Source organism: Sphingomonas epibiotica (genome assembly GCF_039615155.1).
In the GTDB taxonomy this organism is placed as follows: Bacteria; Pseudomonadota; Alphaproteobacteria; order Sphingomonadales; family Sphingomonadaceae; genus Sphingomonas.
Genome location: NZ_JBDGHY010000006.1, coordinates 80,583 through 105,729 on the forward strand (window position 1 = coordinate 80,583; position 25,147 = coordinate 105,729).

The following is a 25,147-nucleotide window of genomic DNA, read 5'->3' on the forward strand; positions in this document are numbered from 1 at the left end:
CGTGGAACATCATTTGCCGATACAGAAGCGACCAAATAGATCGTCGAGGACGGCCTCGGTCGCGCGCATCCCGGTCAATGCCGCGAATGCCTGCACGCCATAGCGCAGTTCTTCGGCCAGCAACAGCGGGTCCTGTTGCTGGCTCGCACGCATCAACGCAGCCGCCGCAGTACCGGCATGTGCCGCTTGTCGCCGGTTGAGCGAGAGGTCGTCGACTTTGGGCAGCAACGTGGCCGCACGATCGACGAGCAACTGCCACAGCCGGTCGAGGCCGTGCCCGGTCGTCGCCGATACGGCGATGCGGTCTGCCGGAACGGCGATGTCGTCGCGAACGTCGTAACGTGGGTAAAGCGCGATCGCCTCGACCGGCGCAGGATCGTCGCCCAGCCACAGCACGATATCCGCCGTGGCGATCGACCCGGTCGCACGATCGATCCCGATCCGTTCGATCGGATCGCTGCTGTCCGCGCGCAGTCCGGCAGTATCCAGGAACAACCATGCGATGCCGCTGCGAGTCACCGGTATCTCGATCACGTCGCGCGTCGTGCCGGCCAGCGGTGAGACAATCGCTGCCTCGCGCCCGACCAGCGCGTTCAACAGCGTCGACTTGCCGGCATTGGGCGGCCCGGCCAGCACCACCCGGATGCCGTCGCGCAACCGCTCGACCGGGGGTACCGCCAGCACCGCCGTGATCGCCTCGGCCAGCGCGATCGCCTCGCGACGGACCGACTTCAGCACATCGTCGCCGGCATCGACATCGTCTTCATCGGCGTGATCGAGCACCGCCTCGACCATCGCCGACAACCGCGTCGCAGCTGCGCTCCAGTCGGCGACCGTCCGCCGCAGCCGCCCGTCACTATTGGCCAGTGCCATGCGGCGCTGCGCATCGGTCTCCGCCGATAACAGGTCGCCCAAACCCTCGGCTTCGGTCAGATCGATCCGGCCGTGCGTCAAGGCCCGCCGCGTGAATTCTCCCGGTTCGGCAGCACGCAACCCGTCGATCGCCGCCAAGGCCCGTTCGACCGCAGCCACCACTGCCCGTCCACCGTGCAGATGCAGTTCGACTAGATCTTCCCCGGTCGCCGTCGCCGGTCCCGCAAACACGAGTATCAGCGCACGGTCGAGCAATTGCCCATCCGCAGGATCACGCAGCGCACGCACGCCTGCCCGTCGGGGCGGCGGCAGCTTGCCTGCTAGGCGGGTCGCCGCGTCGATCGCGCCGACCCCCGAAATTCGCAGCACGGCGATGGCGGCGGGCGGACGCCCGCTCGACACCGCGAAGATCGTGTCAGCCGCCACGGCCCGCCGACTCGAACATCTTGCGCCAGAAGGTCATGCCCGCCTCGCCCATCGGTGCCCAGCTCTGCATCAACTGGTTGAGCAGTTCGGGGCTGGCGCCCTTTTCCATCGTCTCGGTCAACATCGCGACATAGCGTTCATGGACCGGCGTGAAGTCGGGCAAGCCCATCGCGCGGCGCGCTTCCTCGGGGGTGCAATCGACTTCGACGTGGATTTTCATGGGAGCCTTCCCGATGTGGTTTATGGGCACGATAGGCGGAAAAGCTGTGGATGGCGATAAGCGAAGGCTTGTCCGTGCGATAGCGAGTCATCGCGCCACATTGCCGTTACCCCGGCATAGCGCGGGTTCTCTTTGCGCGCTCGGCTCCCTCCTCCGCGAAAATGACGATGCCGGGTGAAGCAGTCGTCTGCGTACAGGGAGTTGGATGTCGATCGGCCCTGGATAAGACAACGCCCGCCTTCTCCTATTGAAAAGACGGGCGGGTCGTTGGTGGCGGACGCGGGCGAAGCCCGCGTCGTCGGTCGGGGCGCTGCCCCGCCGGCCGGATCGATGCGTGTCAGGCAACGGCACGTTGCCTGCCGCATTCGATCACTGGTTCATGCTGTCGAAGAAATCCTCGTTGGTCTTCGAATTCTTCATCTTGTCGAGCAGGAACTCCATCGCGTCGATCGTGCCCATCTGCATCAGGATGCGGCGCAGGACCCACATCTTCGACAGCTTGGTCTTGTCGACCAACAGCTCTTCCTTGCGCGTGCCCGACTTGCCGACATCGAGCGCCGGGAAGATACGCTTGTCCGCCACCTTGCGGTCGAGGACGATTTCCGAGTTGCCGGTGCCCTTGAACTCTTCGAAGATCACTTCGTCCATGCGGCTGCCGGTATCGATCAGCGCGGTGGCGATGATCGACAGCGACCCGCCTTCCTCGATGTTACGCGCGGCACCGAAGAAGCGCTTCGGCCGCTGCAGCGCATTGGCGTCCACACCGCCGGTCAGCACCTTGCCCGACGACGGCACGACCGTGTTGTAGGCACGGCCCAGACGCGTGATCGAGTCGAGCAGGATCACCACGTCCTTCTTGTGCTCGACCAGACGCTTGGCCTTTTCAATCACCATTTCGGCGACCTGGACGTGGCGCTGCGCCGGTTCGTCGAAGGTGGAAGAGATCACCTCGCCCTTCACGCTGCGCTGCATGTCGGTCACTTCTTCCGGGCGTTCGTCGATCAGCAGGACGATCAGGAACACTTCAGGATGATTGTCGGTGATCGCCTTCGCCATGTTCTGCAACATGACGGTCTTGCCGACGCGCGGCGGCGCGACGATCAGCGTGCGCTGCCCCTTGCCTTGCGGCGACACGATGTCGATCACCCGCGCCGACTTGTCCTTGATCGTCGGGTCGAGCTGGTCGAGCGTCAGCTTCTGCTCGGGATAGAGCGGCGTCAGATTGTCGAAATTGACCCGATGGCGGACCGCGTCAGGATCGTCGAAATTGACCGAGACCAGCTTGCTCAGCGCGAAATAGCGCTCGCCATCCTTGGGCGCACGCACCTCGCCCTCGACCGTGTCACCGGTGCGCAGCCCATGCTTGCGAACCTGGTTCGGCGAGACATAGATATCGTCCGGCCCGGCCAGATAATTGGCCTCCGGACTACGAAGGAAACCGAAGCCGTCCTGCAGCACCTCGATCGTGCCGACGCCCATGATCTGCTCGCCATTTTCGGCGCGCGCCTTCAGGATCGCGAACATCAGGTCCTGCTTGCGCATCGTCGACGCGCCTTCGACGCCCAGCTCTTCGGCCATCGAGACCAGTTCGGCGGGGGCGTGTTTCTTTAAGTCTTTGAGATGCATCGGGGGGTGGTCCAGATCAGCGAATAGGAGGCAAGGTCGGCAGGAAAGGCGGACGCAAGCGGCTGGGACGGGCGCACCGAGGACCGGGCGCCACTGTCGGAAGACCTAGGTCGCGGCTGGCGTCAAGTCAAGCACCGCCGCTCAGAACGGCTTCACCACCGCCAGTACGACCGCTGCGATTGCCGCTAGCGCGGGCAGTTCGTTGGCCAGCCGCAACTGCTTCGGCGTCAGCGTCGGCCGCCCGGCCGCGAGCTTCTTCGCATAACCTACTGCCCAGCCATGATAGCCGCTCAGCAACACCACCACCAACAGCTTGGCATGCAGCCAGCCCAACCCCGCGCCCCCGTCGAACAACCCGACATTGGCGGCGAGCAACAGCCCCAGCACCCATACGATCACCATCGCCGGGGTCAGGATCATCCGCTTGAGCAGCGCCTCGCGCCGGATCCAACGTGGAGGTTCGGCGGGATCGTCCAACCCCTCCTGATGATGCACCAGATAGCGCGGGAGCATGAACAACCCCGCCATCCAGAAGATGACGAAGACGATATGCGCCGCCTTCATCCACAAATAGGCGCCGCCGAGAAACCCGCTCATGCCCCGCGCACCCGCGCCACCAGCCGTTCGACATGCGCGATCGGCGTATCCTGCTGGATGCCATGGCCGAGGTTGAAGACATGCGGCCGGTCGGCAAATGCCGCCAGCACCCGGTCGACCCCGGCATCGAGCGCCTCGCCGCCGGCGATCAGCAGCAGCGGGTCGAGATTGCCCTGTACCGGCAGACCCATCGGCAGTTCGTGATTGGCCCAGACCGGATCGACCGTCTCGTCCAGTCCGATCGCATCGACCCCTGTCTCGCGCGCATAGGCAGCAAGCTTGCCGCCCGCGCCCTTGGGAAAGCCGATGATCGGCACATCGACCCGTACCCGCAACCCTTTGACGATTGCCACCGTCGGCGCGATCACCCAGCGTTCGAACTCGGCGGGGGCAAGGCTGCCCGACCAGCTGTCGAACAACTGCACCGCCTCGACGCCCGCCTCGACCTGACCGACGAGATAGTCGATCGTCATGGCCACGATCCGGTCGATCAGCGCTTGCACCGCCGCCGGATCGCCATAGGCCATGCGCCGCGCTTCGGCCTGCTCACGGCTGCCCTTGCCGGCGATCATATAGGTGGCGACCGTCCAAGCCGATCCGGCGAAGCCGAGGAACGTCGTCGCTTCGGGCAATACCGCCGCGACCCCGCGCACCGTCGCATAGACCGGGTCGAGGATCGCCGCGTCGGGCACCAGCGCATCGATCGCCGCCCGCGTCCGCAACTCGGGCGCAAGGCGCGGCCCCTCACCCGCCTCGAACCACAATTTCTGTCCCAGCGCGTTCGGCACCATCAATATGTCGCTGAACAGGATCGCCCCGTCGAACGCGAACCGGCGCAGCGGTTGCAACGTCACCTCGGTCGCCGCTGCCGGATCGTTCACCAGATCGAGGAACCCGCCCTTCTCGGCCCGCAATGCGCGATACTCGGGCAGATAGCGCCCCGCCTGTCGCATGAGCCACATCGGCGGAACCGACAGCTTCTCGCCGGCAAGCACTCGGAGAAGCGGTTTCGGAGAGAGGGAAAGGGTCAGCGTCGTCGCTCCTCTACTAAGAAGTAGAATCTAATAGGATGGTTGGAAGTGGTTGGGCGGTGGGTAACGGGGCTTATGGTGGATTACCCGAAATGCCAACAGATTGACCGGGGGAGAGTCGCGGAAGTCCGCCGATTCACGGAGAGCCATCCCCATTATCCACAGCCTGTGGGCTGAATCGCCGCCTGTGTCGGGATTGTGGATAAGTCGGGATCGATCGGGGGCTTTTCCACAGCTTGGCGGCGGGGGCGAGTTACGCTAGCCCCTGCCCCCGACTTATCCACAGCCTTGTGCAGAAAGGCGCCCGATGCGGCTGCACCTCCACCTCCTGTCCGACTCCACCGGTGAGACGCTGGAGAATATCGCCAAGGCGGCATTGGCGCAGTTCGACGATGTCGACACGATGCGCCATTTTTGGCCGATGGTCCGCTCCGAAGCGCATCTGGAACGCATCCTGACCGAGATCGCGGTCAATCCGGGGCTGGTGCTCTACACGCTGGTCAACCCGGCGATCCGCCGCATGCTGGAGGCGCGTTGCGCCGCATTGGGCCTGCCGATCGTCGCGCCGATGGACGCGGTCAGCAACGCACTGTCGAGCCTGCTCGGGCAGGAGGCGAAGGCACGCCCGGGGCGGCAGCACAGCCTCGACGCCGCCTATTTCGCCCGGGTCGATGCGATCCAATGGACCATCGCCCATGACGACGGCATCGCGTCGGAGGATTGGGAAGAGGCCGATATCGTCCTTGCCGGCGTATCGCGTTCGTCCAAGACGCCGACGTCGATCTATCTCGCCAACCGCGGGTACAAGACCGCCAACATCCCGATCGTCGTCGAAAGCCCGCCGCCGTCGATTCTGTTTCGCCTGCAACGGCCGCTGGTCGTCGGGCTGACCACCAGCGCCGACCGGCTGATCGCGATCCGGCGCAACCGGCTGCTGTCGCTCAACCAGATGCCCGACACCGATTATGTCGAACAGGATGCGGTGGTGCGCGAGCTGTCATTCGCGCGGCGGATGTTCGCCGATAATGGCTGGCCGGTGATCGACGTCACCCGACGCTCGATCGAGGAAACCGCCGCGGCGATCATCACCCTGTGCAACGAACGCCAGCTGGAGGCGCGCGCATGAGCTTCGTCCTCGCCTCGATGAGCGCCACCCGCCGGGCGATGCTCGATGCCGCCGGCATCCCGCACGACGCGATCCCGAGCGGTCTCGATGAGGAAGCGGCCAAGGCGGCATTGGCCGGCGAGAAGCTGAAACCCCGCGACCTTGCCGACGCGCTGGCCGAGATGAAGGCGATACGTGCCGCCACCCGCGTCGGTGGCGCGATGGTGCTAGGCGGCGATTCGGTCGTGGCGCTCGCCGACGGAACGGTGCTCGACAAGCCGGTCGATCGTACCGATGCCGCCGCGCATCTGCGTTCCATGTCCGGCGGACGCCACGATCTGTTCAGTGCAGCCGTCTTCGTCGAAGGCGGGCGGCCTGTCTGGCGGCATATCGGGCATGCGAAGCTGACCGTCCGGCCGCTGTCCGACGCGTTCATCGATCGCTATCTCGACGCCGAATGGCCCGCCATCGCCGGCTGTGTCGGTTGTTTCCGGATCGAGGGGCCGGGCGTGCAGTTGTTCGACCGGATCGACGGCGATCACTGGACGATCCTCGGCATGCCATTGCTCGAAATCGCGCGCTATCTGCGTCAACGGGGAATGTTACCCGCATGAAACCCTATGCCGAGGTGATCGGCGATCCGATCGCCCACTCCAAGTCACCGGTTATCCACAACTTCTGGCTCGACCAGCTGGGGATGGACGCCGAGTATCGAACGTTCCACGTGAAACCAGAGGCGTTGGCGGACTATTTCGCCGCGCGGCGTGCCGACCCGAACTGGCGCGGGTGTAACGTCACCGTTCCGCACAAGCTGGCCGCACTCGATCATGTCGCCGATCCGGGCGACGTGCGTGGATCGATCGGCGCGATCAATACCGTGTTCCGCGATGAAGATGGCGGTTGGATCGGTACCAATACCGATGCCGCCGGCTTCCACGCTCCGATCGCCGGTCTCGACTTAACCAGGCAGCCGGTCGCAGTGATCGGCGCGGGCGGCGCCGCCCGCGCGATCCTGTTCGCGCTGTCGAAACTCGGCGTCGGTCGGGTAACGATCCTGAACCGTAATCCGCTGAAAGCCGCGGCGCTACTTGCTACCTTTGGCTTGAAAGGAGACGCCCTGCCCCTCTCCGCTCCGCTGCCCCCGGCGAAGTTGGTGGTGAATGCCAGCACGCTCGGCATGACCGGTCAGCCACCACTCGATATCGACCTGACGCCACTGCCGCAGGATGCGGTTGTCTACGACGCGGTTTATGCCCCGATCGAAACGCCGCTGCTGGCGCAGGCGCATGATCGCGGGCTCGATACCGTCGATGGCCTCGAGATGCTGGTCGGACAGGCGGCGCTGGCGTTCGAACTCTTCTTCGGCGCGGCCCCGCCCCGCGACCGCGACGATGAACTGCGCGCGCGGTTGCTGGGGTGAGCGCTCCAACCCGCATGATCCGTACACCGGCGAAGGCCGGGGTCCAGCTAAGGAGCGGTGCCGGCTGTCCTCAGCCGTTCCCCAACTCTAACCCGGCATCCGCCGGGGTATGGAAGCAGCGGAACGGACTGGATCAATGACCCATATCCTCGGTCTCACCGGATCGATCGGCATGGGGAAGTCGACCGTTGCGCAGATGTTCCGCGACTTCGGCGTGCCCGTGTTCGATGCCGATGCGACCGTCCATGCGCTGCAGGGTCCGAATGGTCCGCTGCTGCCGGCGATCGAGGCGGCCTTTCCCGGGACGACCGGTCAAACCGGAGTCGATCGCAAGGCGCTTCGCGACCGGATTTTCGCCGACCCGACGGCACGCAAACGACTCGAATCGATCGTTCATCCGGCGGTCGCGACGGAGCGGCAACGCTTCCTCGACGCTCATGCCACCGCCCCGTTGGTCGTGCTCGACGTGCCGTTGCTGTTCGAAACCGGTGGCGAGTCGCGCTGCGACTCCGTAGCCGTCGTGACCGCCGCCCCCGCCGTACAACGCGCCCGTGTCCTCGCCCGCCCGACCATGACCGAGTCGGCCTTTGCCGCGATTCTCGCGTCGCAACTGCCAGACGCCGAAAAACGCGCGCGCGCCACGCATCTTATCCACACCGACACCACACTAGACGCGACCAGGGCGCAGGTCGCCGCGCTCGTCGCTTGCATGGGGGGCGGCGAAGGCGGATAAGATCACCATGCGCGAAATCGTGTTCGATACCGAAACCACCGGCTTCAAATTTTCGGAAGGCGATCGGCTGGTCGAAATCGGCTGTGTCGAACTGGTCAACCGTGTCGAGACGGGCAATGTCTATCACGCCTATTTCAACCCCGGCCGGCCGATGCCGAAGGAGGCGGAAGCGGTCCATGGCCTGTCCGATGCCTTCCTGTCCGACAAGCCGGCCTTTCATACCGCGATCGACGATCTGCTGGCGTTCATCGGCGACAGTCCGCTGATCGCGCACAACGCGACCTTCGACTTCGGCTTTCTGAACGGCGAACTCGGCGCGTGCGGGCGCGATCCCATTTGCCTCTCGCGCATGGTCGATACGCTGGCGATGGCGCGCAGCCGCCATCCCGGCGCCAAGCATACGCTCGATGCGTTGTGCGTCCGCTTCGGTATCGACCGCAGTCGCCGCGTGCTGCACGGCGCGCTGCTCGACGCGCAATTGCTGGCGCAGGTCTATGTCGAGTTGATGGGCGGGCGCCAGATCGGCTTCGGTCTCGACACGTCGCCGACCATCCTCGTCGAAACGGTCGACCGGATCGCACCGTCGCGCGCCCGGCCGCCGCGCCATTTCGCGCCCAGCGCCGACGAACTCGCGGTCCACGCCGCCTTCGTCGCGACTTTGAAGGACCCGTTATGGGGCCAGTCGCCGACGTGAGGCGTTGACACCACCCGCTTTCAGCGGCTCACACGATTTCACAACGACGGAGGATTACATGGACATCCGGGTTTCGGGGCACCAGGTCGACACTGGGGACGCACTGAAGGAGATGGTCCAGGAGCGTCTCCAGGGCATCGCCGACAAATATTTCCAGCGCGCGATTTCGGCGACCGCGACCTTCAGCAAGGGGCCGCACGACAATGGTTTCGTTTGCGACATTGTCTGCCACGTAACGCAGGGGCTGGTCCTCAAGGGGCATAATAGCGGACAGGAGGCGCAGGGCGCGTTCGTCGGTGCCGCCGACAAGATCGAGAAGCAGCTGCGCCGTTACACCCGTCGCCTGAAGGATCGCAACGCTGCGCAGGTCGTGGCGATGAACGAGGCCGGCGGCTACGACAATGGTTTCGACAATGCCGGCTATACCGTGTTCGGCGGTAGCGAGCAGGAGGAAGAGGAGGTTGCCGACGCCCCCCTCATCATCGCCGAGACGCGGGTCGACGTGCCTGATGCCAGCGTGTCCGACGCGGTGATGATGCTCGATCTGCGCAACACCAACGCGCTGCTGTTCAAGAATAGCGGCACCGGGTCGTTCAACATGGTCTATCGCCGCCATGACGGCACGATCGGTTGGGTCGAGCCCAATCGCGCAGCCTGACTTGTACGATTTTCATGATCTTTTGACTCCTGAAACGGTGCTGGCGGATTACGCCGCCGGCACCCGCAAGGCATTGTTCGCCCACATCGCCTCCGTTGCCGAAACGGTGACGGGGGTCGATGCGAAGTCGCTCGCCGATCGCATGGCCGATCGCGAGAAGCTGGGTACCACCGCCTTTGGTGGTGGCATCGCCATTCCCCATGCGCGGCTCGATCGGCAGGGTGCGGTGCGTGGCGTGTTCGTCCGGCTTGCCCGCCCGATCGATTTCGGGGCAGTCGACGAATTGCCGGTCGACCTCGTTTTCGCGCTGTTCTCGCCCGCCGATGCCGGTGGCGATCATCTGAAGGCGCTGGCACGCATCTCGCGCGCGCTGCGCGATGCGGCGTTCCGCGCCAAATTGCGCGGGGCGGGTTCGGCCGACGCACTCTACGCGCTGCTGTCGGGTGTCGAGGCACGTGACGCCGCCTGAGACGCCCGCCGGAGAAGCGGCGCATTTCCGGGCGTTGGAGGCGCTATATGCCGCCGCCCCGATCAATCGCCTGTTCGATTCCCGGCTCGAAATTGTCGAGGCCGGGGTGGCGCGCATTCATTTCACCATCGACGAACGCCATTTCCACGCCGCTGGCGCAGCACATGGCACGACCTATTTCAAGATGCTCGACGACGCCGCCTTCTACGCCGCCAACAGCCTCGTCACCGATCGTTTTCTGCTGACGACCGCCTTCAACCTGTTGCTGCAACGGCCGCTCGGCCCCGGGCGGGTGATCGCCGAGGGGCGCTGGGTCAGCGGCAAGCGGCGGGTGTTCATCGCCGACGCCCACCTGATCGACGCGGAGGGCGAGGAAGCGGCACGCGGTACCGGTACGTTCATGAAAAGCCGCATCCCGCTCGCTACCCTGCCCGGCTACGCTTAGCCATGAACGACTGGCCGACGGCTTTGCGCGTCAACGCCTTCGCGCGTGCCGTGGAGCAGGCCGGCGGGAGCGCGATGATATTGGCGAAGGGCGACCGGGACTCCGGCATCATCCTGTTGCTGGCGATCGACCGCGACGGCATCGCCCGCCTGTTCGAACGGGAACGCGACCTCGACGGACGGTCGCGCATCGTCCGGCGCAAACCGGATATGGTGGGTGAAGCGGCGCTGACCGACTATTGGCAGGAGCGCCGCGCCCGCGACCCCGATTTATGGGTGGTAGAGGCGATCGTCGCAGCAGTCGAACCGTTGGCCGCTGAAACGCTGTGGGCGAATTGACCTGTTAACCTTTGGAGCCGTACCCGCGCTGCAACGAAGATCAGCGCTGGACCGGTCAGGATTTCGGTGGCGCAGTCGGGGGGCAGGCGCACGGGTTCCACGTGGAACGGGTTTGGCGTGCCGGTTCACCGCACGACAGTGACGACGGATGAAGCTGCGCTTCCCCATGGCGGTTCTCGCCGCCATGTCCCTTTTCGCCGGCTTGGGCGCACCACTATCGGCCGAGGAAACCGCCTCACCCGGGCGCGTAATCAACTTGTCGAGCCCGGCAAAGGTTCCGGTGCAATTCGCTGCTCCCGCTGAAATCGTTCAGGAAATTGCCAAACCCGCTGTCGCTACCGATGCCGATGCGGATTTCTCGACACTCGACGCCGCCGTCGCTGCCCAGACCGCCACGATCGACGACGAAGAACTCAACTGCCTCGCCATCGGCGTCTATTACGAGTCCAAGGGTGAACCACTCGCCGGCCAACTCGCCGTCGCCGACGTAATCCTCAACCGCACCACCTCCGGCCGCTTCCCGGCTTCGGTCTGTGGCGTGCTGACCCAGCGCGGGCAGTTCTCGTTCGTGAAGGGCGGTCGCCTGCCCGACGTCGACACTAGCCGCCCGGCATGGAAGACCGCTGTGGCTATCGCCCGTATCGCGACGCAGGACCTGTGGGACAGCCCGGCCGAAGGCGCACTGTTCTTCCATGCCCGCCGCGTCAGCCCGAAATGGAACCACACCCGCGTCGCATCGCTGGGAAATCACGTCTTTTATCGCTGACGCGCGATCGGTACGGCAGAGAGCGCTTCCCTTGTTCGCATAATGTTCCTATGATGCGGGGATGGCCAGCCTAGCCCTCGGCGCCCTGCCGCCCGCGCCCGACTCCCACCCGCTGATCGCTGCCGAGGTTGCCCGCGGCGTCACCCGCATGCTGCTGGCGCATGATCTGACCGCGATGGCCGAAGTCCCGCTCGACGGTGGACGCCGTGCCGACTTGATGGCGATCGATGCGCGCGGACAGATCGTCATCGTCGAGATCAAGGTTTCGCGCGCCGACCTGCTCGGCGACGGCAAATGGACCGATTATCTCGGGCATTGCGACCGCTATTTCTGGGCGGTGCCCGCCGGATTCGACGTGGCGCCGCTCGGCGGCGAAGCGTTCCTGCCCGATCGCACCGGTATCATCGTCGCCGATCGCTACGAAGCGACCATCTTGCGCGAAGCATCGACCACCTCCCTGCCCGCCCATGTCCGTAAACGCTGCACCCTCGCCTTCGCCCGCCGCGCCGCCCGCCGCCTGATCGGTGCGATCGATCCCGACGCGATCCAGGGTTTTTGAAGGCCGGCCAACGATCCTCGCATCCCCACCAAGAACCGCTCAGAACCGCCGCCACAGCGCTCCTGCCGCCCAGCCGAACCCGACCGACAACAACACCGCCGCCAGCCCGTACAGCACCGACGCCTGCTCCGCCGCGATCGCCACGAACCGTTCGAACCCCGATTTGCGGATATCGATGTCGCGGACCGCAGCGGCCAGTACCCGCCCGTCGCGGATCAGGAACGTCTCCGCCGTGAACTTGCCGACCGGCACGCGAGCCGGAATGGTGATGGTCGCACGGTACAGCACGTCGTCGGTGATCTCGACCGCGTTCGGCGCCTCGACATAAAGGCCGGCGCGTTCCCTGAGCCCTACGAACCCCTTGGCGAAGCGTGCCTGATCCTCTGCCGACGTGCCCGCCGATGGCGATAATTGCAGGCTGTCGAGTCCCAGTTCGTAGATCGCTCGCGTCCGTTCGTCGACGATCCGCTCGATCGGCCGTGCCGATGCGATTGCGTAGAAGGACGGCGCGGAACGGTAGCGCATCCGGTCGGCATTGACCCAGATCCCGGCGACTTTCTCCTTCTCGCGCACGACGATCGATTCCGGCGGACCTTTCACCACGACCACGACCTCTGCCGGGGTATCGCCCTGTGGCACCCGGCCGCCGGGATAGAGGATCGCCCCGAACAGCAGCAGCTCGGCGCCGGTAAAGCTGTACGCGATCCGCACGTCGCGGCTCGATACGTCGGGGACCAGCACAGGCGCCGTCGCCGCCATCGTCAGCGGCGCGAGCAGCGCGAGGGTCAGCGCCCGCTTCATGCCGGCTGCACCGTGTAAATCTCGTCGGGCCGCCATCCGAGTCCCAGCGCCATGCGGAACGCCACTGCCAGCACGATGATCGCCAGCGCCAGCCGCAGATATTCGGGCTTGGCCCGTTGCGCGAACCGCGCGCCGATCTGCGCGCCGGTCACCGATCCGATCAGCAACAGCACCGCCAGCACGATATCGACCGCCTTGGTCGTCAGCGCATGGACCATCGTCGCCGCGGCGGTGACGAACAGGATCTGGAACAGCGAGGTACCGACCACCACCCGCGTCCCCATGCCGAGCAGATACAGCATCGCCGGCACGAGGATGAAGCCGCCGCCCACCCCCAGCAGCACGGTCAGGATGCCCGTCGCAAACCCCAGCAGCAACGGCGCGAACGGCGAGATATACAGTCCCGACGCATAAAATCGCCAGCGCAGCGGCAGCGCCGCGACCAGCGGGTGGTGCCGTCGCCGTGCCGCACGCGGCGGGATCGCGCCGCGCAGCACCCGCACCGCGCCGATCGCCTCCTTCAGCATCAGCCCGCCGATCGACCCGAGCATGACCACGTAGAGGATGGCGATGACGGTATCGATCTGCCCGCTCGATTGCAGCAGCCGGAAAATGCCCGCCCCGGCGATCGAGCCCAGCACGCCGCCCGCGACCAGCACCCATCCCATGCGGAAATCGACCCCGTCGCGCCGCAGATGCGCGAACACGCCCGACACGCTCGCTCCGGTGACCTGGCTGGCGGCCGATGCGGCGGCGACGGTCGGCGGAATGCCGTAGAAGATCAGCAGCGGCGTGGTCAGGAACCCGCCCCCGACCCCGAACATCCCCGACAGGAACCCGACTCCGCCGCCCAGCAGGACGATGACCAACGCATTGACCGACAGGTTGGCGATGGGAAGGTACAGATCCATGGCTGCCCCGGTTACCGCGTTCGCGGGTCCACGGCCAGCCGCTGCCCTCAAAAGTCACTGCCGAGCGTCAGCGCCAATCCCGACCCCGGCATTGCCTTTCCTGCCACCCGCTGCCGCCAGTCGAGCGACAGCCGCACCGCCTGTTTGCCGAGCGGCAGGACCGCGACTGCCGATGGCCCGATATCGACCCGCGCCCCCTCCCGCTGTGCGACGCCCCAGCTGCCGACCCCCAGCCGCAATCGCCCCGGTCCGATGCGGTAGAGCACCCGCGTTGCGCCATCGGCATAAGGCTGCGTACCCGACCGCAGCACGACTCCCGCCTGGCCATAGCCCTCGACGACAATCCGCTCGCCGATCGCCCGGTCCATCCCGGCGATTACCCCCAGCCCGGTCCCGTCGCCGCCCCGGTCGAGTGCAATCCGCCGCTCCGCCACGATCGCCAGCGCGCCTCCGCCCGGCCGCCATTCGACGCCGAACGCCGCCTCGCTCCCCTGCCCCGCCAAGGGCGCGGCGATCCGTCCGATCAGCGCGACCCGGTCGCTTGCATTGACCGGCAGCCGCAGACGCAACCCCGCCTGCCCGCCGCCCAGTTGCACCGGTCCGCCGGTCGCCGAACCGCCGCGCACCGCCACCCACGCGCTGCCCCGAAGTCCCGGCCGCGCCGACCCCGGCGGCAGATCGGGTCGCGGCAGGACCGGCAGGCCCGCAGTCGCCTCGACCGGTTGCGATACCGCCGGAACGACCGGCGCGACCAATGCCAATTCCACCGCATTCATCGGTGCCACAGCGGATCGAGAAACGGGCCTTTGTGGATAGGTCTGTTGAAAAGCCTGTGGGAAAGCAGTGCGAAGTTTCGGGTTGTCGGGTACCGGCGCCGCCACGACGTTCGGCACCGCCAACCCAACCGCTCCCCCTGTCACGATTTCCACCGCATCGGGCCACAACAGCACGACGCGCGTACTGACCCAGCCGAACAGAACGATGGCGAAAAACCGGACCGGCCGTCCCCGTCCCGGCGCCATCATGCCGGCAAATCGGTCGGAAAATGATGCGCTGTCTTGTCCCAGCGCACCGGCTGCCCACGCAGCAGCGCCGCATAGCGAAGCACCGCCCGCCGCGCGGCGAACAGCGCGACAAAATTGCCGACGAACACGCGCGGGATCGATCGCAGCGCCTCGCGCCCGCCATAAGCGCGCCGCACCATGGCGAACCGGACCGCCATCCGCCACGCGAACAGCGCGACATTGGCGTACAGCACCCAGAGCATGTCGCTATCGATCGCCATCGGCGCGCTGCCGCGCCACTTATGCATCGCTTCGTCGAGCCCCCACGTCACCAGCGCGACATAGGCGGTCGCCAATATCGGGATTGCCAGGATCGTACGCCGGTCGCGCATCCGCATCCAATGGTCGCGCCAGCCGCGATGCCAGCCGGTACGGTCCCATCCGGCAAGGGCGATGCCGGTCATCCAGCGCGCCTTCTGCCGGATCGCGGTGGCCAGCGTCGCCGGGAAATAGGCGCGCACCGCGACCGGCGGTCCGTCCGGCGTTTCGAGTGCCCGGACGAACACCCCCCGCCCGCCGAGTGCACGGACGGTTAGGCCCAGCTCATAATCCTCGGTCAGGCTGGCGTCGTCGAACGGCAAACCGCCGCGCGCCTCGGCAATCCGTGCCAGCATCGCGATCGAGATGGCGCAGCCGACGCCCGCGAACGGCAGTCCCGCGCGCAGCGCGTGGCGCACCGGCAATTGCCGGCCATGGGCCTCGGCGAACTCGTCGATATAATGGCCCGATACCCATCGCGACGCCGGGTCGGGCAGCGGCAATACCGGGATCTGCACCGCATCGGCATGGCGCAACATATGGTCGTACAGCCGCAATTCGCCGGGATGTACGACGTCCTCGGCATCGTGGAGCACGATTGCACTGAACGCCCTGCCCTCCGCCGCGCCGTCGCGCAGCACCGCGCGCCACAAGGCGTTGAGGCAGTCGGCCTTCGTCGTCGGGCCGGGGCGCGGGGTCAGCACCATCCGGACGCGGTCGTCCTCCGCCGCCACCGACGCGATCGCGGCGATCGTCGCCGCGTCATTGGGATAGGCACCGGCATAGAGTCGCCAGTCGGGATGATCGAACCGGCCGAGCGTCGCGCGCAGCATTGCGCCGATCACCGCCGCCTCGTCCCATGCCGGCACTAGGACCGCGATCCGCCCGGTACAGGTCGTGGTCGGAAAGTCGGCCATCACCGGGACCGTCGATCCGCGCCACCGCCGGCGGATCGCGCGCACGACATAGGCAAGATCGACCGCGAGGTCGTCGATGCCGCCGATCAGGAATCCGATCGCGGCGAACAACATGGTTTCGCGCGCAATGCCGTCGATCCATGCGATCGCCGCGTCCATCTCAGCCCCCGATGATGCCCCGGTGGCGACGCTAGGCGGACGGCGAAGGACGCGACAAGCAGCCTCACCCTAAAGCACGAAAGGGCTGGTTAAGATTTTTGTGCGTTGCAGTTGAACCGTTGCGAGTCCCGGACGTTCGCAAAACCGGTCCTAAATCCCCTTTCGGGACTGGTGCCCCCGCGCACCGGCCGCGCCGAGCGTACTGACGGCGCGGCCGAACCGCGGGCTGGGTCTGGGCCCAGCCCGTTGCTTTACCAATAGAAGTTGCGGACCACGTCGATCACCCGTCCGCGCCGGGTATCGACCAGCACCACATCGTCATAATGACGGACCCAGCGCTGCGCACCACGCGCCGGAGGCAGGCGATAGCGGCCGGGATCGCTTACCCAGTAACGCTGTCCATAAAAGGGACGACCGACCGCCGCACCGGGGCGAAATGCCTGATAGCGGAACGGCGCGTTCCAGTTGCCGCGCGCATACAGGTTGCGATGCCCGTTGCGATAGCCGCGCCAGTCGTCGCGCCGCCATTGGCGTTCGCGCAACGTCTGCCGATAGTCGGCGCGCGCCCGGTTCAGGTCGCGGCGCTCGTCACGAATGTCGCGGCGGCTGCCATAGCGCAGGGCGCGGTTATACTCCTGTCGTGCATCGCGATATTCGGCGCGGTCGCGGCGCAGCTCGCGTGCCGATTGCGCGCTGGCAGGTGCGGCCATGGTCGGCACGGCGACCGTCGCGGCCAGCACGGCGAGGATGATCTTACGCATATACTCTCTCCCGTCCTCGGTGGATGACGACGGGATGCCCGAGTCGCGCTGAACGATCGGCGAATGCGGTTGTCAGCTTTCCGACAGGGTCGGGCGGACTTTATGGTCGGTCTGTCATTCCGACGATCGAGAACGTCATTCCCGCACAGGCGGGAATGAACGCTGAGCAAAGGGCAACGCCCTTACCCGACCCTTATTGCTGGCCCGGCCCCGGTCCACCCGTACCCGGTGCACCGACCGTGCCGATATTGCCGAACAGATCGCTGAAGAAGTTCGACTCGCGGCCCAGCGTCGGTGTCTTCTTGTCCGACGGGCTGATGCCGACGACCTGATCGATGCCGGTCCGGTCGATCTTGGTCACGTTGCCGGCCTGGTCGAAGGTGATCTTCAGCGTCGTCTGATCGACGGCGCGCGGACGGTTGAACGCCAGGTTGCGGCTGTCGCGCGACAGATAGAACCATTCGCGGTCCGAAAACTGCCCGACAAAGGTCGGCGTGCCCAGCGTCTGCAACACCGACTGGCGGGTGTCGACGCCCGGCTGCACCGCGTTGACCAGATCGGGATCGATGACATAGCCCTGATGGCTGCGCAGCTTCGTGCAACCTCCCAGGCCCGCCGCGGCACAGGCGATCATCAGCGCCACTGCGCCACGGGTGGGGAAGCGAACCATAAAATCTCCGTCCAGCGAACGCGCGACCGGGCCACGCCCGATTGCATCGCGCGGCCACGCGTTCAATATGACGGACCCGCGTTATCCACAAGCGCGCCCTTGTCTGCCGGAGAGTCATGCGCCTGCCACGCCTGTTCCGTCGCGCGCCGCCCCCACGGGTCGCCGCCACCCTGTACGACGCGGTCGTCGCGCATGGGCGGCAACCGCATTGGTATCTCGACGGGCAGGTGCCCGATACGCTCGACGGCCGCTTCGACATGATCGCGGCGATCCTTGCGATGGTAATGCTGCGGCTGGAGGGTGAGGGGGCAGGGGCCGCACCCGCCGCGTCGCTCGCCGAATGTTTCGTCGACGACATGGATGGGCAGCTCCGCCAGATCGGTTTCGGCGACATGGTCGTCGGCAAGCATATCGGGCGAATGATGGCGATGCTTGGCGGGCGGCTGGGCGCGTATCGCGACGGGCTTGCCGACGGATCGCTGGAGGCGGCATTGGTCCGCAACCTCTATCGCGGCGTCGAACCCGATGCCCATGCGCTCGTCTACGTGGCTGCCCATCTGCGGCGACTGCGCGCCGCGCTCGCTACCGTGTCCGTCGACGATCTTCTTGCCGGAAAGCTGCCCGAATGACTCCCGAATTCCACCGCCCCGTGCGCATCGACCATATCGGCGAGGGCGAGACCCGCCAGCATATCACGGCGGATGCCGACGAACGGCGCCGGCTGATGGGCCGATTCGGCCTGCTCGCGCTCGATTCGCTCGAGGCGGACTATAGCCTGCGCCGCGACGCCGCCGACATCGTCGCCACCGGCCGGTTGACGGCACAGGTCGCGCAACCCTGTGTCGCCAGCGGCGAACCCGTGCCCGAATCGATCGACGAACCCTTCACCCTGCGTTTCCTGCCCGAAGGCAGCGTCGAAGGCGGTGAACTCGAACTCGACGACGATGCCATGGACACGATGTTCTACGCAGGCGCATCGATCGACCTCGGCGAAGCCGCCGCCGAAACGCTCGCTCTCGCGCTCGACCCCTATCCCCGCAGCCCGCATGCCGAAGAAGCATTGCGCGCAGCCGGCGTGCTGAAGGAGGAAGAGGCAGGGCCGCTGTCGGCGTTGAGCGGGTTGAAGGACCTGCTGAAGAAATAAGGGTTCACGCGAAGGTACGAAGGGGAATTCGCGCAAAGGCGCAAAGACGCAAAGGACGCAAAGACGGTCCGCTCGCTGCGCCAGCAGCAATTACCTCCCGACCATCCAGGCGCTTCATCACCGGATCGCCATATCTCTGCCTGGCGTCCAACGCCTCTGCGTCCTTTGCGCCTTTGCGCGAATCATTCTCTCTTCTTGGTGTCTTAGCGCAAACCAACCATCCCCCTTGCCAGCAAGGTAGCGACCGCGTCCGCCACATCCTCAGGCGAACGATCCTCCGCCCAAACTCCATAGCGCAGCCCGAGAAACACGTTCATCCCCATAATCGCCCAGGCATGGACTTCGGACACCTCGCCCGACACCTCGCCCCGGTCCGCCGCCGCGCGCAGCCGCGCCGCGATCCGGTCCGCCGTCGTCGAATAATGCAGCCGGAAGCTCGCCGGATCGACGAACTCGGCCTCGTCGATGATCCGGTAGATTTCCTTGTGCGCGCGCACGAAGCGGATGAATTCGAGCAGCCCGGCACGCTCCGCCGCGACCTGCCCGTCGGCCTCGCGAATGGCGGGTGCGACATGGTCGCGCACTTGGGCCGACATATCGGCGACCAGCGCCCGGAACACCGCGTCCTTCGATTCGAAATAGGTGTAGAAACTGCCCAACGCCACGCCGGCCCGCCGCGTGATCCCGCTGATCGACCCTTCGTGAAATCCCTTTTCCCCGAATTCGGCGGCGGCGGCGTCGAGGATGGTGCGACGGGTGCGGCGACCGCGTTCGGTGCGCGGCATCTTGTCGTCGCCGGCGCTGCTCGCCCCCGTCTCGACCATAATCACTCTCCCGGTCCGGGCATAAGTTGAAACCCGGTTCATCTTTCAGTATAACCAAGCGCAACGACGTACAACCCGGCCAAACGGGTGACGTTCATAGCAGGGAGAGGTCGATGCGTCGCACGTTCGGAATTCGCGCCGGTTTGTTGCTGGGGGCGGCAGTCGCCACGGCGCCGGCCTATGCCCAAACCACCGAAACGCCCCCCGAAAGCCCCGCCGAATCGGCATCGGTGGTCGCCGATCAGGGCGATGGCGACATCGTCGTCACCGCGCGGCGACGTGCTGAAAGCCTCATCGACGTCCCGATTGCCATGTCGGTGGTAACCGGCGACCAGCTAAACCGCACCGGTGCGGTCGACATCACCGCGCTGCAGGACAAGACGCCCAACCTGACGCTGCAGATCGCGCGCGGCTCCAACTCGACCCTGATCGCGTTCAGCCGTGGCGTCGGGCAGCAGGACCCGCTCTGGGGCTTCGAACCCGGGGTCGGCCTGTATCTCGACGATGTCTATGTTGCCCGGCCGCAGGGCGCGGTGCTCGATATCTTCGATGTCGAACGGGTCGAGGTGCTGCGCGGGCCGCAGGGGACGCTCTACGGCCGCAACACCATCGGCGGCGCGATCAAATATGTGACCAAGCGGCTCGGTAACGACTATGCCGCGACGGCGCGTGCGTCCTATGGCTCGTACAACCAGTTCGATCTGGTGGGGCAGGTGACCGTGCCGATCGGGGACAGCTTCGCGATCGGCGGGGCGATCGCCCGCTACAAGCGCGACGGATACGGCACCAACCTGACCACCGGCGCCGACCAATATGACAAGGACGTGCTCGCCGCGCGCGTTTCGGCCGAATGGACGCCGACCGACGCGATCTTCGTCCGCGTCGCCGGCGACCGCACGCTCGACCGGTCGAACCCACGCCACGGCACCCGGCTGGTCGGCAACGGCAGCGACCCGCGCTATGCCCCGACCGGCAATGTCTATGACACCCGCGCCGGCATCGGCGACCGCAACCGGGTGGTGGCGCAAGGCCTGTCGCTGACCGGCGAGTTTCAGCTGAGCGACCTGCTGACCTTCAAATCGATCAGCGCGTACCGCGAAGGCGCGACCAACACCGTCATCGATTTCGACAACACCGCGCTCCCCACGCTCGACGTGCCGGCGGAATATGACGACTGGCAGTTCACGCAGGAACTGCAGCTCTTGCTGCAGGGCGACCGGGTGCAGGGCGTCGTCGGTCTCTATTACCTCAACGCCGATGCCTCGGGCGCGTTCGACACGGTCGTCGGCGGGTTGAACCTCACCACGCTGACCTCGGGACAGGTGAAGACCAAGAGCTATGCCGCGTTCGGCGACATCAGCTTCGACGTGACGGACAAGCTGAAGATCTCGGGCGGCCTGCGCTATACCAAGGACGACAAGACCGGCACCGTCTTCCGCCGCAACTACACTGGCATTCGTAGCCCACGTTTCGGCAACGCCGCCGCCGTGCCGGGGCTGATCCGCACCGATTACACCAACGACCGCAGCTTCGACCAGTTCACCCCGCGCGTCTCGATCAGCTACGAGCCGCGCCAGGACCTGAACCTCTATGCGTCATGGGGCAGGGGGTTCAAATCAGGCGGCTTCGACATGCGCGGGGACGCGGTGTTCACGCCGACGACCGTCAATGGCTATGATCCCGAAAAGATCACTAGCTACGAAGTCGGCATGAAGGGCGCGTTCCTCGACCGCACCCTGTTCCTCAACATGGCCGGCTATTTTTCGCGCTACACCGACCAGCAGGTCACGATCCAGGTGCCCAACATCGCCGGCGGCATCGCCAGCTTCGTCGACAATGCCGGCAAGGCCGATATCTACGGGCTGGAGATCGAAGGGCGGATGGTCCCGTCGCGCAATTTCTCGGCGCAGGTCTCGTTCGGCTACACCAATGCCGACTACAAGGAATTCCTGACCTTCATCAACGGAGGCACCACGCCCGTCGACGTCGCCAACCAGCGCGTGTTCCAGAATACGCCCGAATTCACCGCCGCCGCCTCCTTCACCGCCTCGACCGATTTCGCCGGCGGCGCACTGTCGGTGACGCCCGAAGTGACGTTGCGCAGCGACTATTCGCTGTTCGAAATCCCGACGCCGGCACTCGATCAGGACGGCTATGCGCTGGTCAACGCCTCGGCCAACTGGATTTCGGGCGATGGCCGCTACCGGATCGGCATGGCGCTACGCAACCTAACCGATCAGCGATACCGGGTAGGGGGCTACAACTTCCCCGGCGCGCTCTTCGGCAATTCGATCATCGGCTATTACGGCCCGCCGCGCACCGCGACCGCAACGTTCGAGGTGAAGTTCTAACTCCTCCCCACATGGTGGGGAGGGCAACCGCCGCGAAGCGGTGGTGGAGGGGGGCGTCCCCGAACGCAACGATGGTGAAGGTGGCGACCCCCCTCCACCATGCTACGCATGGTCCCCCTCCCCGCGGAGCGGGGAGGATTTCCAGGGACGACATGAAAAACCCCCGCATGACCCTCGCCATGTTGCTGCTGGTCTACAGCTTCAACTTCCTCGACCGGCAAATCCTCTCGATCCTTGCCCAGCCGGTCCAGCGCGACCTCGGCCTCGACGACGGACAGATGGGGATGCTCGGCGGCCTCGCCTTCGCCGCGCTCTATTCGACGCTGGCCATTCCGCTGGCGCTGATCGCCGACCGCACCAGCCGCACCTGGGTCATCACGCTCAGCCTCGCCGTCTGGAGCGCGTTCACCGCACTGTGCGGCACCGCGCAGAATTTTACCCAGATGTTCCTGTTCCGCCTTGGGGTCGGGGTAGGGGAGGCAGGCGGCGTCGCGCCATCCTATGCGTTGATCGCCGACACCTTTCCCCCCGAACGTCGCGCCCGCGCGCTCGCCATCTATTCGCTCGGCATTCCGCTGGGCGCGGCGGGCGGCGTCCTGCTCGGCGGCTATATCGCGCAGGCCGTGGAATGGCGCACCGCCTTCTACACCGTTGGGCTGGCCGGGCTGGTCATCGCCCCCTTCTTCCGCCTGATCGTCAAGGATCCGCCCCGCGCCGCCGCCAGCGCCGATCGCATTCCCGTCGGCCGCGTCTTCGGCATCCTCGCGCGCAAGCCCAGCTTCTGGCTGCTCGCCTTTGGCGCGGCGGCGGGTTCGATGTGCGGCTATGGCGTGGCCTTCTGGCTGCCCAGCCTGATGATGCGCAGCTTCGGCCTCGATCTGGTCCAGACCGGCCAGTTCTTCGGCGCGCTGCTGCTGACCGGCGGGGTGGCCGGCATATTGCTCGGCGGCGCGCTCGGCGACCGATTGGGTGCGCGCGACAAGCGCTGGTACGCGCTGCTGCCCGCGCTCTGCTATGTGCTGGGCACGCCGCTGTTCATCGCGGGTGTATTGTCGAGCGGTTGGGTCGCTGCGTTCGCACTGTTCCTGCTCCCGCAGGCGTTGGTCTATGTTTGGCTCGGCCCGGTCCTGACCGCGGTCCAGCATCTGGTCCCGGCACATATGCGCGCCACGGCCTCGGCCTCTTTCCTGCTCATCAACAACCTGATCGGGCTGGGGCTGGGCAGCTGGGTCGTGGGACAATTGTCGAAGGGCTTGGCACCGACCTACGGCAGCGAGTCGCTCCGCTATGCGATCGCCGCCGCCCTGTGCCTGTATCTGGTCGCCGGCGCACTGATGGCGCTCGCCAGCCGCCGACTCGGGCGCGACTGGGTCGCGTAACCGTGCCACCTGCCCGTATCCCCGCGCAGGCGGGGATCCAGAGCCAAGCAATGCAACGTCGCGTTCGAAACCCTGGACCCCCGCCTGCGCGGAGGTACTGAAGGGTAGGGTGCGCGTTACCGTTCCCGCGTAGCCGCGAACGTCACCTTGGAATACCGATCGGCAATATACCCGACCTCCCACGCGCTCTTCGCCAAAAACACCGGGTTGCCGTCGCGATCCTTCGCCATCGCCGAGCGATGCAGGTCGGTGAACGCCTTCAGATCCGCCGGGTCGCTTGCCGAAATCCACCGCGCCGTTTCGAACGGCGCCATTTCCAGCCCCGCCGCCACCTTATACTCGACGTCCAGCCGGCTGAGCAGCACTTCGAGCTGCAACTGCCCGACCACGCCGATCACCCAGTTCGACCCGATATCGGGATAGAAGACCTGCGTGACGCCTTCCTCGGCCATGTCGTCCAGCGCTTTCCGCAACTGCTTGGTCTTGGTCGGATCCTTCAACACCACCCGCCGCAGGATTTCCGGCGCGAAGTTCGGCAGCCCGGTAAAGCGCACATCGGCCCGTTCCGACAGCGTATCGCCGACCCGCAGCGTGCCATGGTTGGGAATGCCGATGATATCGCCCGGATAGGCTTCGTCGGCCAGTTCGCGTTCGCGCGCGAAGAACAGGATCGGCGAATGGATCGCGATCGGCTTACCATGGCCGGTCGGGGTCAGCTTCATGCCGCGCTTGAACGTCCCCGAACACAGCCGCATGAACGCGATCCGGTCGCGGTGATTGGGGTCCATATTCGCCTGCACCTTGAACACGAACCCGGTGACGCGATCGTCGGTCGGATCGACCGGGGCGGGTTCGGCGGGCTGCGGGCGGGGCGGGGGGGCGTGGCGCGCGATCGCATCGATCAGCGAATCGACGCCGACCTCCTTCAATGCCGACCCGAAATAGACCGGGGTCAGATCACCCGCCCGGTAGGCCGCGGCGTCGAACGCGGCATAGCCCCCGGTCGCCAGCTCGGCCTCCTCGCGCAGCCGCTCCGCCCCTTCCGCCGACAGCACCGCATCGATGCGAGCGTCGTCCAGCCCGGTGAACTGTTCGACCTTGCCCTGAAAATCCTTGGTCCCGGCCTCGGGCTGCAACAGCCGGTTGTCGACCAGGTCGTAAATGCCCTCGAACTGCCCGCCCATGCCGGCCGGCCATGTCATCGGGCAGACGTCGAGTTGCAGCATGTCGGCGACTTCATCGAGCAGCGCGAACGGATCGCGCCCTTCGCGGTCGACCTTGTTGACGAAGGTGATGATCGGAACGCTGCGCAACCGGCACACTTCGAACAGTTTGCGGGTCTGCGGCTCGATGCCCTTCGCCGCGTCGATCACCATCACCGCCGAATCGACCGCGGTCAGCGTGCGGTACGTGTCTTCGGAAAAATCCTCGTGGCCCGGCGTATCGAGCAGGTTGAAGGTCAACCCGTTCCGTTCGAACGTCATTACCGACGAGGTGACCGAAATCCCGCGCTGCTGCTCGATCTTCATCCAGTCCGACCGCGCCCGCCGCGCGGCACCGCGTGCCTTGACCTCGCCGGCCAAGTGAATCGCACCGCCGAACAGCAGCAGCTTTTCGGTCAGCGTGGTCTTGCCGGCGTCGGGGTGGGAAATGATCGCAAAGGTGCGGCGATCGGAAATATGGTCCATCGCCGGCCTTTAGTGTGGGCGGCAGGAGGCGGCAAGTTTGGGTTCGTGTGGCGGGGGAAGAAGGCGGGTTCACGCGAAGGCGCGAAGGCGCGGAGTTTGGTTTCGCGCAAAGGCGCAAAGGACGCAGAGAGGTTGCGTCCGAGAAGAAGCTTCGCCGCGATAGCGGCCTTCTCCTTGCCGCAACCGTAGTAACGGTCTGCCGAAGGCACCCGGTCGCCAAGACCGCAACCCCTCTGCGTCCTTTGCGCCTTTGCGCGAAA

At 65.9% G+C, this 25,147-nt stretch carries 28 protein-coding genes; 15 read left to right on the forward strand and 13 right to left on the reverse strand.

Annotated elements, in window-relative coordinates; translation table 11 throughout:
* Positions 1 to 9: 9 nt before the first annotated feature.
* The 5 genes from mnmE to hemE all read right to left on the reverse strand — a co-directional run bounded on the left by mnmE (position 10) and on the right by hemE (position 4,773).
* The gene (gene mnmE / locus AAIO73_RS13075) at positions 10 to 1,299 is read right to left on the reverse strand and encodes a tRNA uridine-5-carboxymethylaminomethyl(34) synthesis GTPase MnmE (RefSeq protein WP_345878655.1); all 1,290 of its coding nucleotides are present in this window, start codon (positions 1,297 to 1,299) and stop codon (positions 10 to 12) included.
* Entirely contained in the window at positions 1,289 to 1,519 is a 231-nt protein-coding gene (locus AAIO73_RS13080; protein WP_242118819.1) for a DUF6489 family protein, read from the reverse strand. The genes mnmE and AAIO73_RS13080 overlap by 11 nt, the downstream gene beginning before the upstream one ends.
* A gap of 369 nt (positions 1,520 to 1,888) precedes the next feature.
* Positions 1,889 to 3,145 (reverse strand): transcription termination factor Rho, encoded by a 1,257-nt coding sequence (rho, locus tag AAIO73_RS13085; RefSeq protein WP_242118816.1) that lies wholly within the window; start codon positions 3,143 to 3,145, stop codon positions 1,889 to 1,891.
* A 141-nt stretch (positions 3,146 to 3,286) separates the two neighbouring features.
* Positions 3,287 to 3,742, reverse strand: coding sequence for a CopD family protein (locus tag AAIO73_RS13090; RefSeq protein WP_345878656.1), 456 nt, complete (start codon positions 3,740 to 3,742; stop codon positions 3,287 to 3,289).
* Positions 3,739 to 4,773 (reverse strand): uroporphyrinogen decarboxylase, encoded by a 1,035-nt coding sequence (hemE, locus tag AAIO73_RS13095; protein WP_345878870.1) that lies wholly within the window; start codon positions 4,771 to 4,773, stop codon positions 3,739 to 3,741. Before hemE ends, AAIO73_RS13090 begins: the two co-directional genes overlap by 4 nt.
* 307 nt (positions 4,774 to 5,080) lie before the next feature.
* On the opposite strand from hemE, the gene AAIO73_RS13100 reads away from it, so the two are divergent.
* From AAIO73_RS13100 to AAIO73_RS13150, 11 genes are all read left to right on the forward strand, one after another.
* A complete protein-coding gene (locus tag AAIO73_RS13100; RefSeq protein ID WP_242118812.1) occupies positions 5,081 to 5,899 on the forward strand; it encodes a pyruvate, water dikinase regulatory protein in 819 nt (272 codons plus the stop codon).
* Positions 5,896 to 6,492, forward strand: a complete 597-nt coding sequence (locus AAIO73_RS13105) for a Maf family protein (RefSeq protein ID WP_345878657.1) — start codon at positions 5,896 to 5,898, stop codon at positions 6,490 to 6,492. Before AAIO73_RS13100 ends, AAIO73_RS13105 begins: the two co-directional genes overlap by 4 nt.
* A complete protein-coding gene (gene aroE / locus AAIO73_RS13110) occupies positions 6,489 to 7,298 on the forward strand; it encodes a shikimate dehydrogenase (protein WP_345878658.1) in 810 nt (269 codons plus the stop codon). Before AAIO73_RS13105 ends, aroE begins: the two co-directional genes overlap by 4 nt.
* 136 nt (positions 7,299 to 7,434) lie before the next feature.
* Entirely contained in the window at positions 7,435 to 8,031 is a 597-nt protein-coding gene (gene coaE, locus AAIO73_RS13115; protein ID WP_345878659.1) for a dephospho-CoA kinase, read from the forward strand.
* 7 nt (positions 8,032 to 8,038) lie between these two features.
* Positions 8,039 to 8,725, forward strand: coding sequence for a DNA polymerase III subunit epsilon (gene dnaQ / locus AAIO73_RS13120; protein ID WP_242118803.1), 687 nt, complete (start codon positions 8,039 to 8,041; stop codon positions 8,723 to 8,725).
* A gap of 58 nt (positions 8,726 to 8,783) precedes the next feature.
* A complete protein-coding gene (hpf, locus tag AAIO73_RS13125) occupies positions 8,784 to 9,383 on the forward strand; it encodes a ribosome hibernation-promoting factor, HPF/YfiA family (RefSeq protein WP_066692624.1) in 600 nt (199 codons plus the stop codon).
* Between the two features lies 1 nt (position 9,384).
* Entirely contained in the window at positions 9,385 to 9,852 is a 468-nt protein-coding gene (locus AAIO73_RS13130; RefSeq protein WP_345878660.1) for a PTS sugar transporter subunit IIA, read from the forward strand.
* Positions 9,839 to 10,297, forward strand: a complete 459-nt coding sequence (locus tag AAIO73_RS13135; RefSeq protein WP_345878661.1) for a PaaI family thioesterase — start codon at positions 9,839 to 9,841, stop codon at positions 10,295 to 10,297. Before AAIO73_RS13130 ends, AAIO73_RS13135 begins: the two co-directional genes overlap by 14 nt.
* Positions 10,298 to 10,299: 2 nt before the next feature.
* A complete protein-coding gene (locus AAIO73_RS13140; RefSeq protein ID WP_345878662.1) occupies positions 10,300 to 10,635 on the forward strand; it encodes a DUF1491 family protein in 336 nt (111 codons plus the stop codon).
* A 148-nt stretch (positions 10,636 to 10,783) separates the two neighbouring features.
* On the forward strand, positions 10,784 to 11,401 hold the full coding sequence (locus tag AAIO73_RS13145; RefSeq protein ID WP_345878663.1) for a cell wall hydrolase: 618 nt from the start codon (positions 10,784 to 10,786) through the stop codon (positions 11,399 to 11,401).
* A gap of 61 nt (positions 11,402 to 11,462) precedes the next feature.
* The gene (locus tag AAIO73_RS13150; RefSeq protein WP_345878664.1) at positions 11,463 to 11,960 is read left to right on the forward strand and encodes an MmcB family DNA repair protein; all 498 of its coding nucleotides are present in this window, start codon (positions 11,463 to 11,465) and stop codon (positions 11,958 to 11,960) included.
* Positions 11,961 to 11,999: 39 nt separating this feature from the next.
* Here AAIO73_RS13150 and AAIO73_RS13155 read toward each other — a convergent pair whose 3' ends face one another.
* The 6 genes from AAIO73_RS13155 to AAIO73_RS13180 all read right to left on the reverse strand — a co-directional run bounded on the left by AAIO73_RS13155 (position 12,000) and on the right by AAIO73_RS13180 (position 17,501).
* Positions 12,000 to 12,761, reverse strand: coding sequence for a TIGR02186 family protein (locus AAIO73_RS13155; protein ID WP_345878665.1), 762 nt, complete (start codon positions 12,759 to 12,761; stop codon positions 12,000 to 12,002).
* The gene (locus AAIO73_RS13160; RefSeq protein WP_242118788.1) at positions 12,758 to 13,672 is read right to left on the reverse strand and encodes a sulfite exporter TauE/SafE family protein; all 915 of its coding nucleotides are present in this window, start codon (positions 13,670 to 13,672) and stop codon (positions 12,758 to 12,760) included. The genes AAIO73_RS13155 and AAIO73_RS13160 overlap by 4 nt, the downstream gene beginning before the upstream one ends.
* Before the next feature lie 47 nt (positions 13,673 to 13,719).
* Positions 13,720 to 14,457, reverse strand: a complete 738-nt coding sequence (locus AAIO73_RS13165) for a hypothetical protein (RefSeq protein WP_345878666.1) — start codon at positions 14,455 to 14,457, stop codon at positions 13,720 to 13,722.
* 236 nt (positions 14,458 to 14,693) lie between these two features.
* Positions 14,694 to 16,070, reverse strand: a complete 1,377-nt coding sequence (locus AAIO73_RS13170; RefSeq protein ID WP_345878667.1) for a glycosyl transferase family protein — start codon at positions 16,068 to 16,070, stop codon at positions 14,694 to 14,696.
* A 251-nt stretch (positions 16,071 to 16,321) separates the two neighbouring features.
* Positions 16,322 to 16,831, reverse strand: coding sequence for an RcnB family protein (locus tag AAIO73_RS13175; RefSeq protein WP_345878668.1), 510 nt, complete (start codon positions 16,829 to 16,831; stop codon positions 16,322 to 16,324).
* Positions 16,832 to 17,024: 193 nt separating this feature from the next.
* Positions 17,025 to 17,501: an outer membrane protein assembly factor BamE gene (locus AAIO73_RS13180; protein WP_242118779.1), complete on the reverse strand. Its 477-nt coding sequence runs from the start codon at positions 17,499 to 17,501 to the stop codon at positions 17,025 to 17,027.
* A gap of 116 nt (positions 17,502 to 17,617) precedes the next feature.
* Here AAIO73_RS13180 and AAIO73_RS13185 point away from each other — a divergent pair, with 116 nt between their 5' ends.
* Both AAIO73_RS13185 and AAIO73_RS13190 read left to right on the forward strand, forming a co-directional pair.
* Entirely contained in the window at positions 17,618 to 18,130 is a 513-nt protein-coding gene (locus AAIO73_RS13185) for a ubiquinol-cytochrome C chaperone family protein (RefSeq protein WP_345878669.1), read from the forward strand.
* A complete protein-coding gene (locus AAIO73_RS13190; protein ID WP_345878670.1) occupies positions 18,127 to 18,645 on the forward strand; it encodes a YceD family protein in 519 nt (172 codons plus the stop codon). Before AAIO73_RS13185 ends, AAIO73_RS13190 begins: the two co-directional genes overlap by 4 nt.
* Positions 18,646 to 18,848: 203 nt before the next feature.
* Here the strand turns inward: AAIO73_RS13190 and AAIO73_RS13195 are convergent, their stop codons facing one another.
* Positions 18,849 to 19,469 (reverse strand): TetR/AcrR family transcriptional regulator, encoded by a 621-nt coding sequence (locus tag AAIO73_RS13195; protein WP_345878671.1) that lies wholly within the window; start codon positions 19,467 to 19,469, stop codon positions 18,849 to 18,851.
* 113 nt (positions 19,470 to 19,582) lie between these two features.
* On the opposite strand from AAIO73_RS13195, the gene AAIO73_RS13200 reads away from it, so the two are divergent.
* On the forward strand, positions 19,583 to 21,820 hold the full coding sequence (locus tag AAIO73_RS13200) for a TonB-dependent receptor (protein ID WP_345878672.1): 2,238 nt from the start codon (positions 19,583 to 19,585) through the stop codon (positions 21,818 to 21,820).
* A gap of 167 nt (positions 21,821 to 21,987) precedes the next feature.
* The gene (locus AAIO73_RS13205) at positions 21,988 to 23,199 is read left to right on the forward strand and encodes a spinster family MFS transporter (protein WP_345878673.1); all 1,212 of its coding nucleotides are present in this window, start codon (positions 21,988 to 21,990) and stop codon (positions 23,197 to 23,199) included.
* A 116-nt stretch (positions 23,200 to 23,315) separates the two neighbouring features.
* Here the strand turns inward: AAIO73_RS13205 and AAIO73_RS13210 are convergent, their stop codons facing one another.
* Positions 23,316 to 24,887, reverse strand: coding sequence for a peptide chain release factor 3 (locus tag AAIO73_RS13210; protein ID WP_345878674.1), 1,572 nt, complete (start codon positions 24,885 to 24,887; stop codon positions 23,316 to 23,318).
* Positions 24,888 to 25,147: the final 260 nt, after the last annotated feature.

Bases quoted from the DNA above. Each gene is read 5' to 3' on its own strand.
- AAIO73_RS13080 (WP_242118819.1), bottom strand. From the start codon at position 1,519: ATGAAAATCCACGTCGAAGTCGATTGCACCCCCGAGGAAGCGCGCCGC.
- rho (WP_242118816.1), bottom strand. From the start codon at position 3,145: ATGCATCTCAAAGACTTAAAGAAACACGCCCCCGCCGAACTGGTCTCG.
- AAIO73_RS13090 (WP_345878656.1), bottom strand. From the start codon at position 3,742: ATGAGCGGGTTTCTCGGCGGCGCCTATTTGTGGATGAAGGCGGCGCAT.
- AAIO73_RS13100 (WP_242118812.1), top strand. From the start codon at position 5,081: ATGCGGCTGCACCTCCACCTCCTGTCCGACTCCACCGGTGAGACGCTG.
- AAIO73_RS13105 (WP_345878657.1), top strand. From the start codon at position 5,896: ATGAGCTTCGTCCTCGCCTCGATGAGCGCCACCCGCCGGGCGATGCTC.
- aroE (WP_345878658.1), top strand. From the start codon at position 6,489: ATGAAACCCTATGCCGAGGTGATCGGCGATCCGATCGCCCACTCCAAG.
- coaE (WP_345878659.1), top strand. From the start codon at position 7,435: ATGACCCATATCCTCGGTCTCACCGGATCGATCGGCATGGGGAAGTCG.
- dnaQ (WP_242118803.1), top strand. From the start codon at position 8,039: ATGCGCGAAATCGTGTTCGATACCGAAACCACCGGCTTCAAATTTTCG.
- hpf (WP_066692624.1), top strand. From the start codon at position 8,784: ATGGACATCCGGGTTTCGGGGCACCAGGTCGACACTGGGGACGCACTG.
- AAIO73_RS13140 (WP_345878662.1), top strand. From the start codon at position 10,300: ATGAACGACTGGCCGACGGCTTTGCGCGTCAACGCCTTCGCGCGTGCC.
- AAIO73_RS13145 (WP_345878663.1), top strand. From the start codon at position 10,784: ATGAAGCTGCGCTTCCCCATGGCGGTTCTCGCCGCCATGTCCCTTTTC.
- AAIO73_RS13150 (WP_345878664.1), top strand. From the start codon at position 11,463: ATGGCCAGCCTAGCCCTCGGCGCCCTGCCGCCCGCGCCCGACTCCCAC.
- AAIO73_RS13155 (WP_345878665.1), bottom strand. From the start codon at position 12,761: ATGAAGCGGGCGCTGACCCTCGCGCTGCTCGCGCCGCTGACGATGGCG.
- AAIO73_RS13160 (WP_242118788.1), bottom strand. From the start codon at position 13,672: ATGGATCTGTACCTTCCCATCGCCAACCTGTCGGTCAATGCGTTGGTC.
- AAIO73_RS13170 (WP_345878667.1), bottom strand. From the start codon at position 16,070: ATGGACGCGGCGATCGCATGGATCGACGGCATTGCGCGCGAAACCATG.
- AAIO73_RS13175 (WP_345878668.1), bottom strand. From the start codon at position 16,831: ATGCGTAAGATCATCCTCGCCGTGCTGGCCGCGACGGTCGCCGTGCCG.
- AAIO73_RS13180 (WP_242118779.1), bottom strand. From the start codon at position 17,501: ATGGTTCGCTTCCCCACCCGTGGCGCAGTGGCGCTGATGATCGCCTGT.
- AAIO73_RS13185 (WP_345878669.1), top strand. From the start codon at position 17,618: ATGCGCCTGCCACGCCTGTTCCGTCGCGCGCCGCCCCCACGGGTCGCC.
- AAIO73_RS13190 (WP_345878670.1), top strand. From the start codon at position 18,127: ATGACTCCCGAATTCCACCGCCCCGTGCGCATCGACCATATCGGCGAG.
- AAIO73_RS13195 (WP_345878671.1), bottom strand. From the start codon at position 19,469: ATGGTCGAGACGGGGGCGAGCAGCGCCGGCGACGACAAGATGCCGCGC.
- AAIO73_RS13200 (WP_345878672.1), top strand. From the start codon at position 19,583: ATGCGTCGCACGTTCGGAATTCGCGCCGGTTTGTTGCTGGGGGCGGCA.
- AAIO73_RS13205 (WP_345878673.1), top strand. From the start codon at position 21,988: ATGACCCTCGCCATGTTGCTGCTGGTCTACAGCTTCAACTTCCTCGAC.
- AAIO73_RS13210 (WP_345878674.1), bottom strand. From the start codon at position 24,887: ATGGACCATATTTCCGATCGCCGCACCTTTGCGATCATTTCCCACCCC.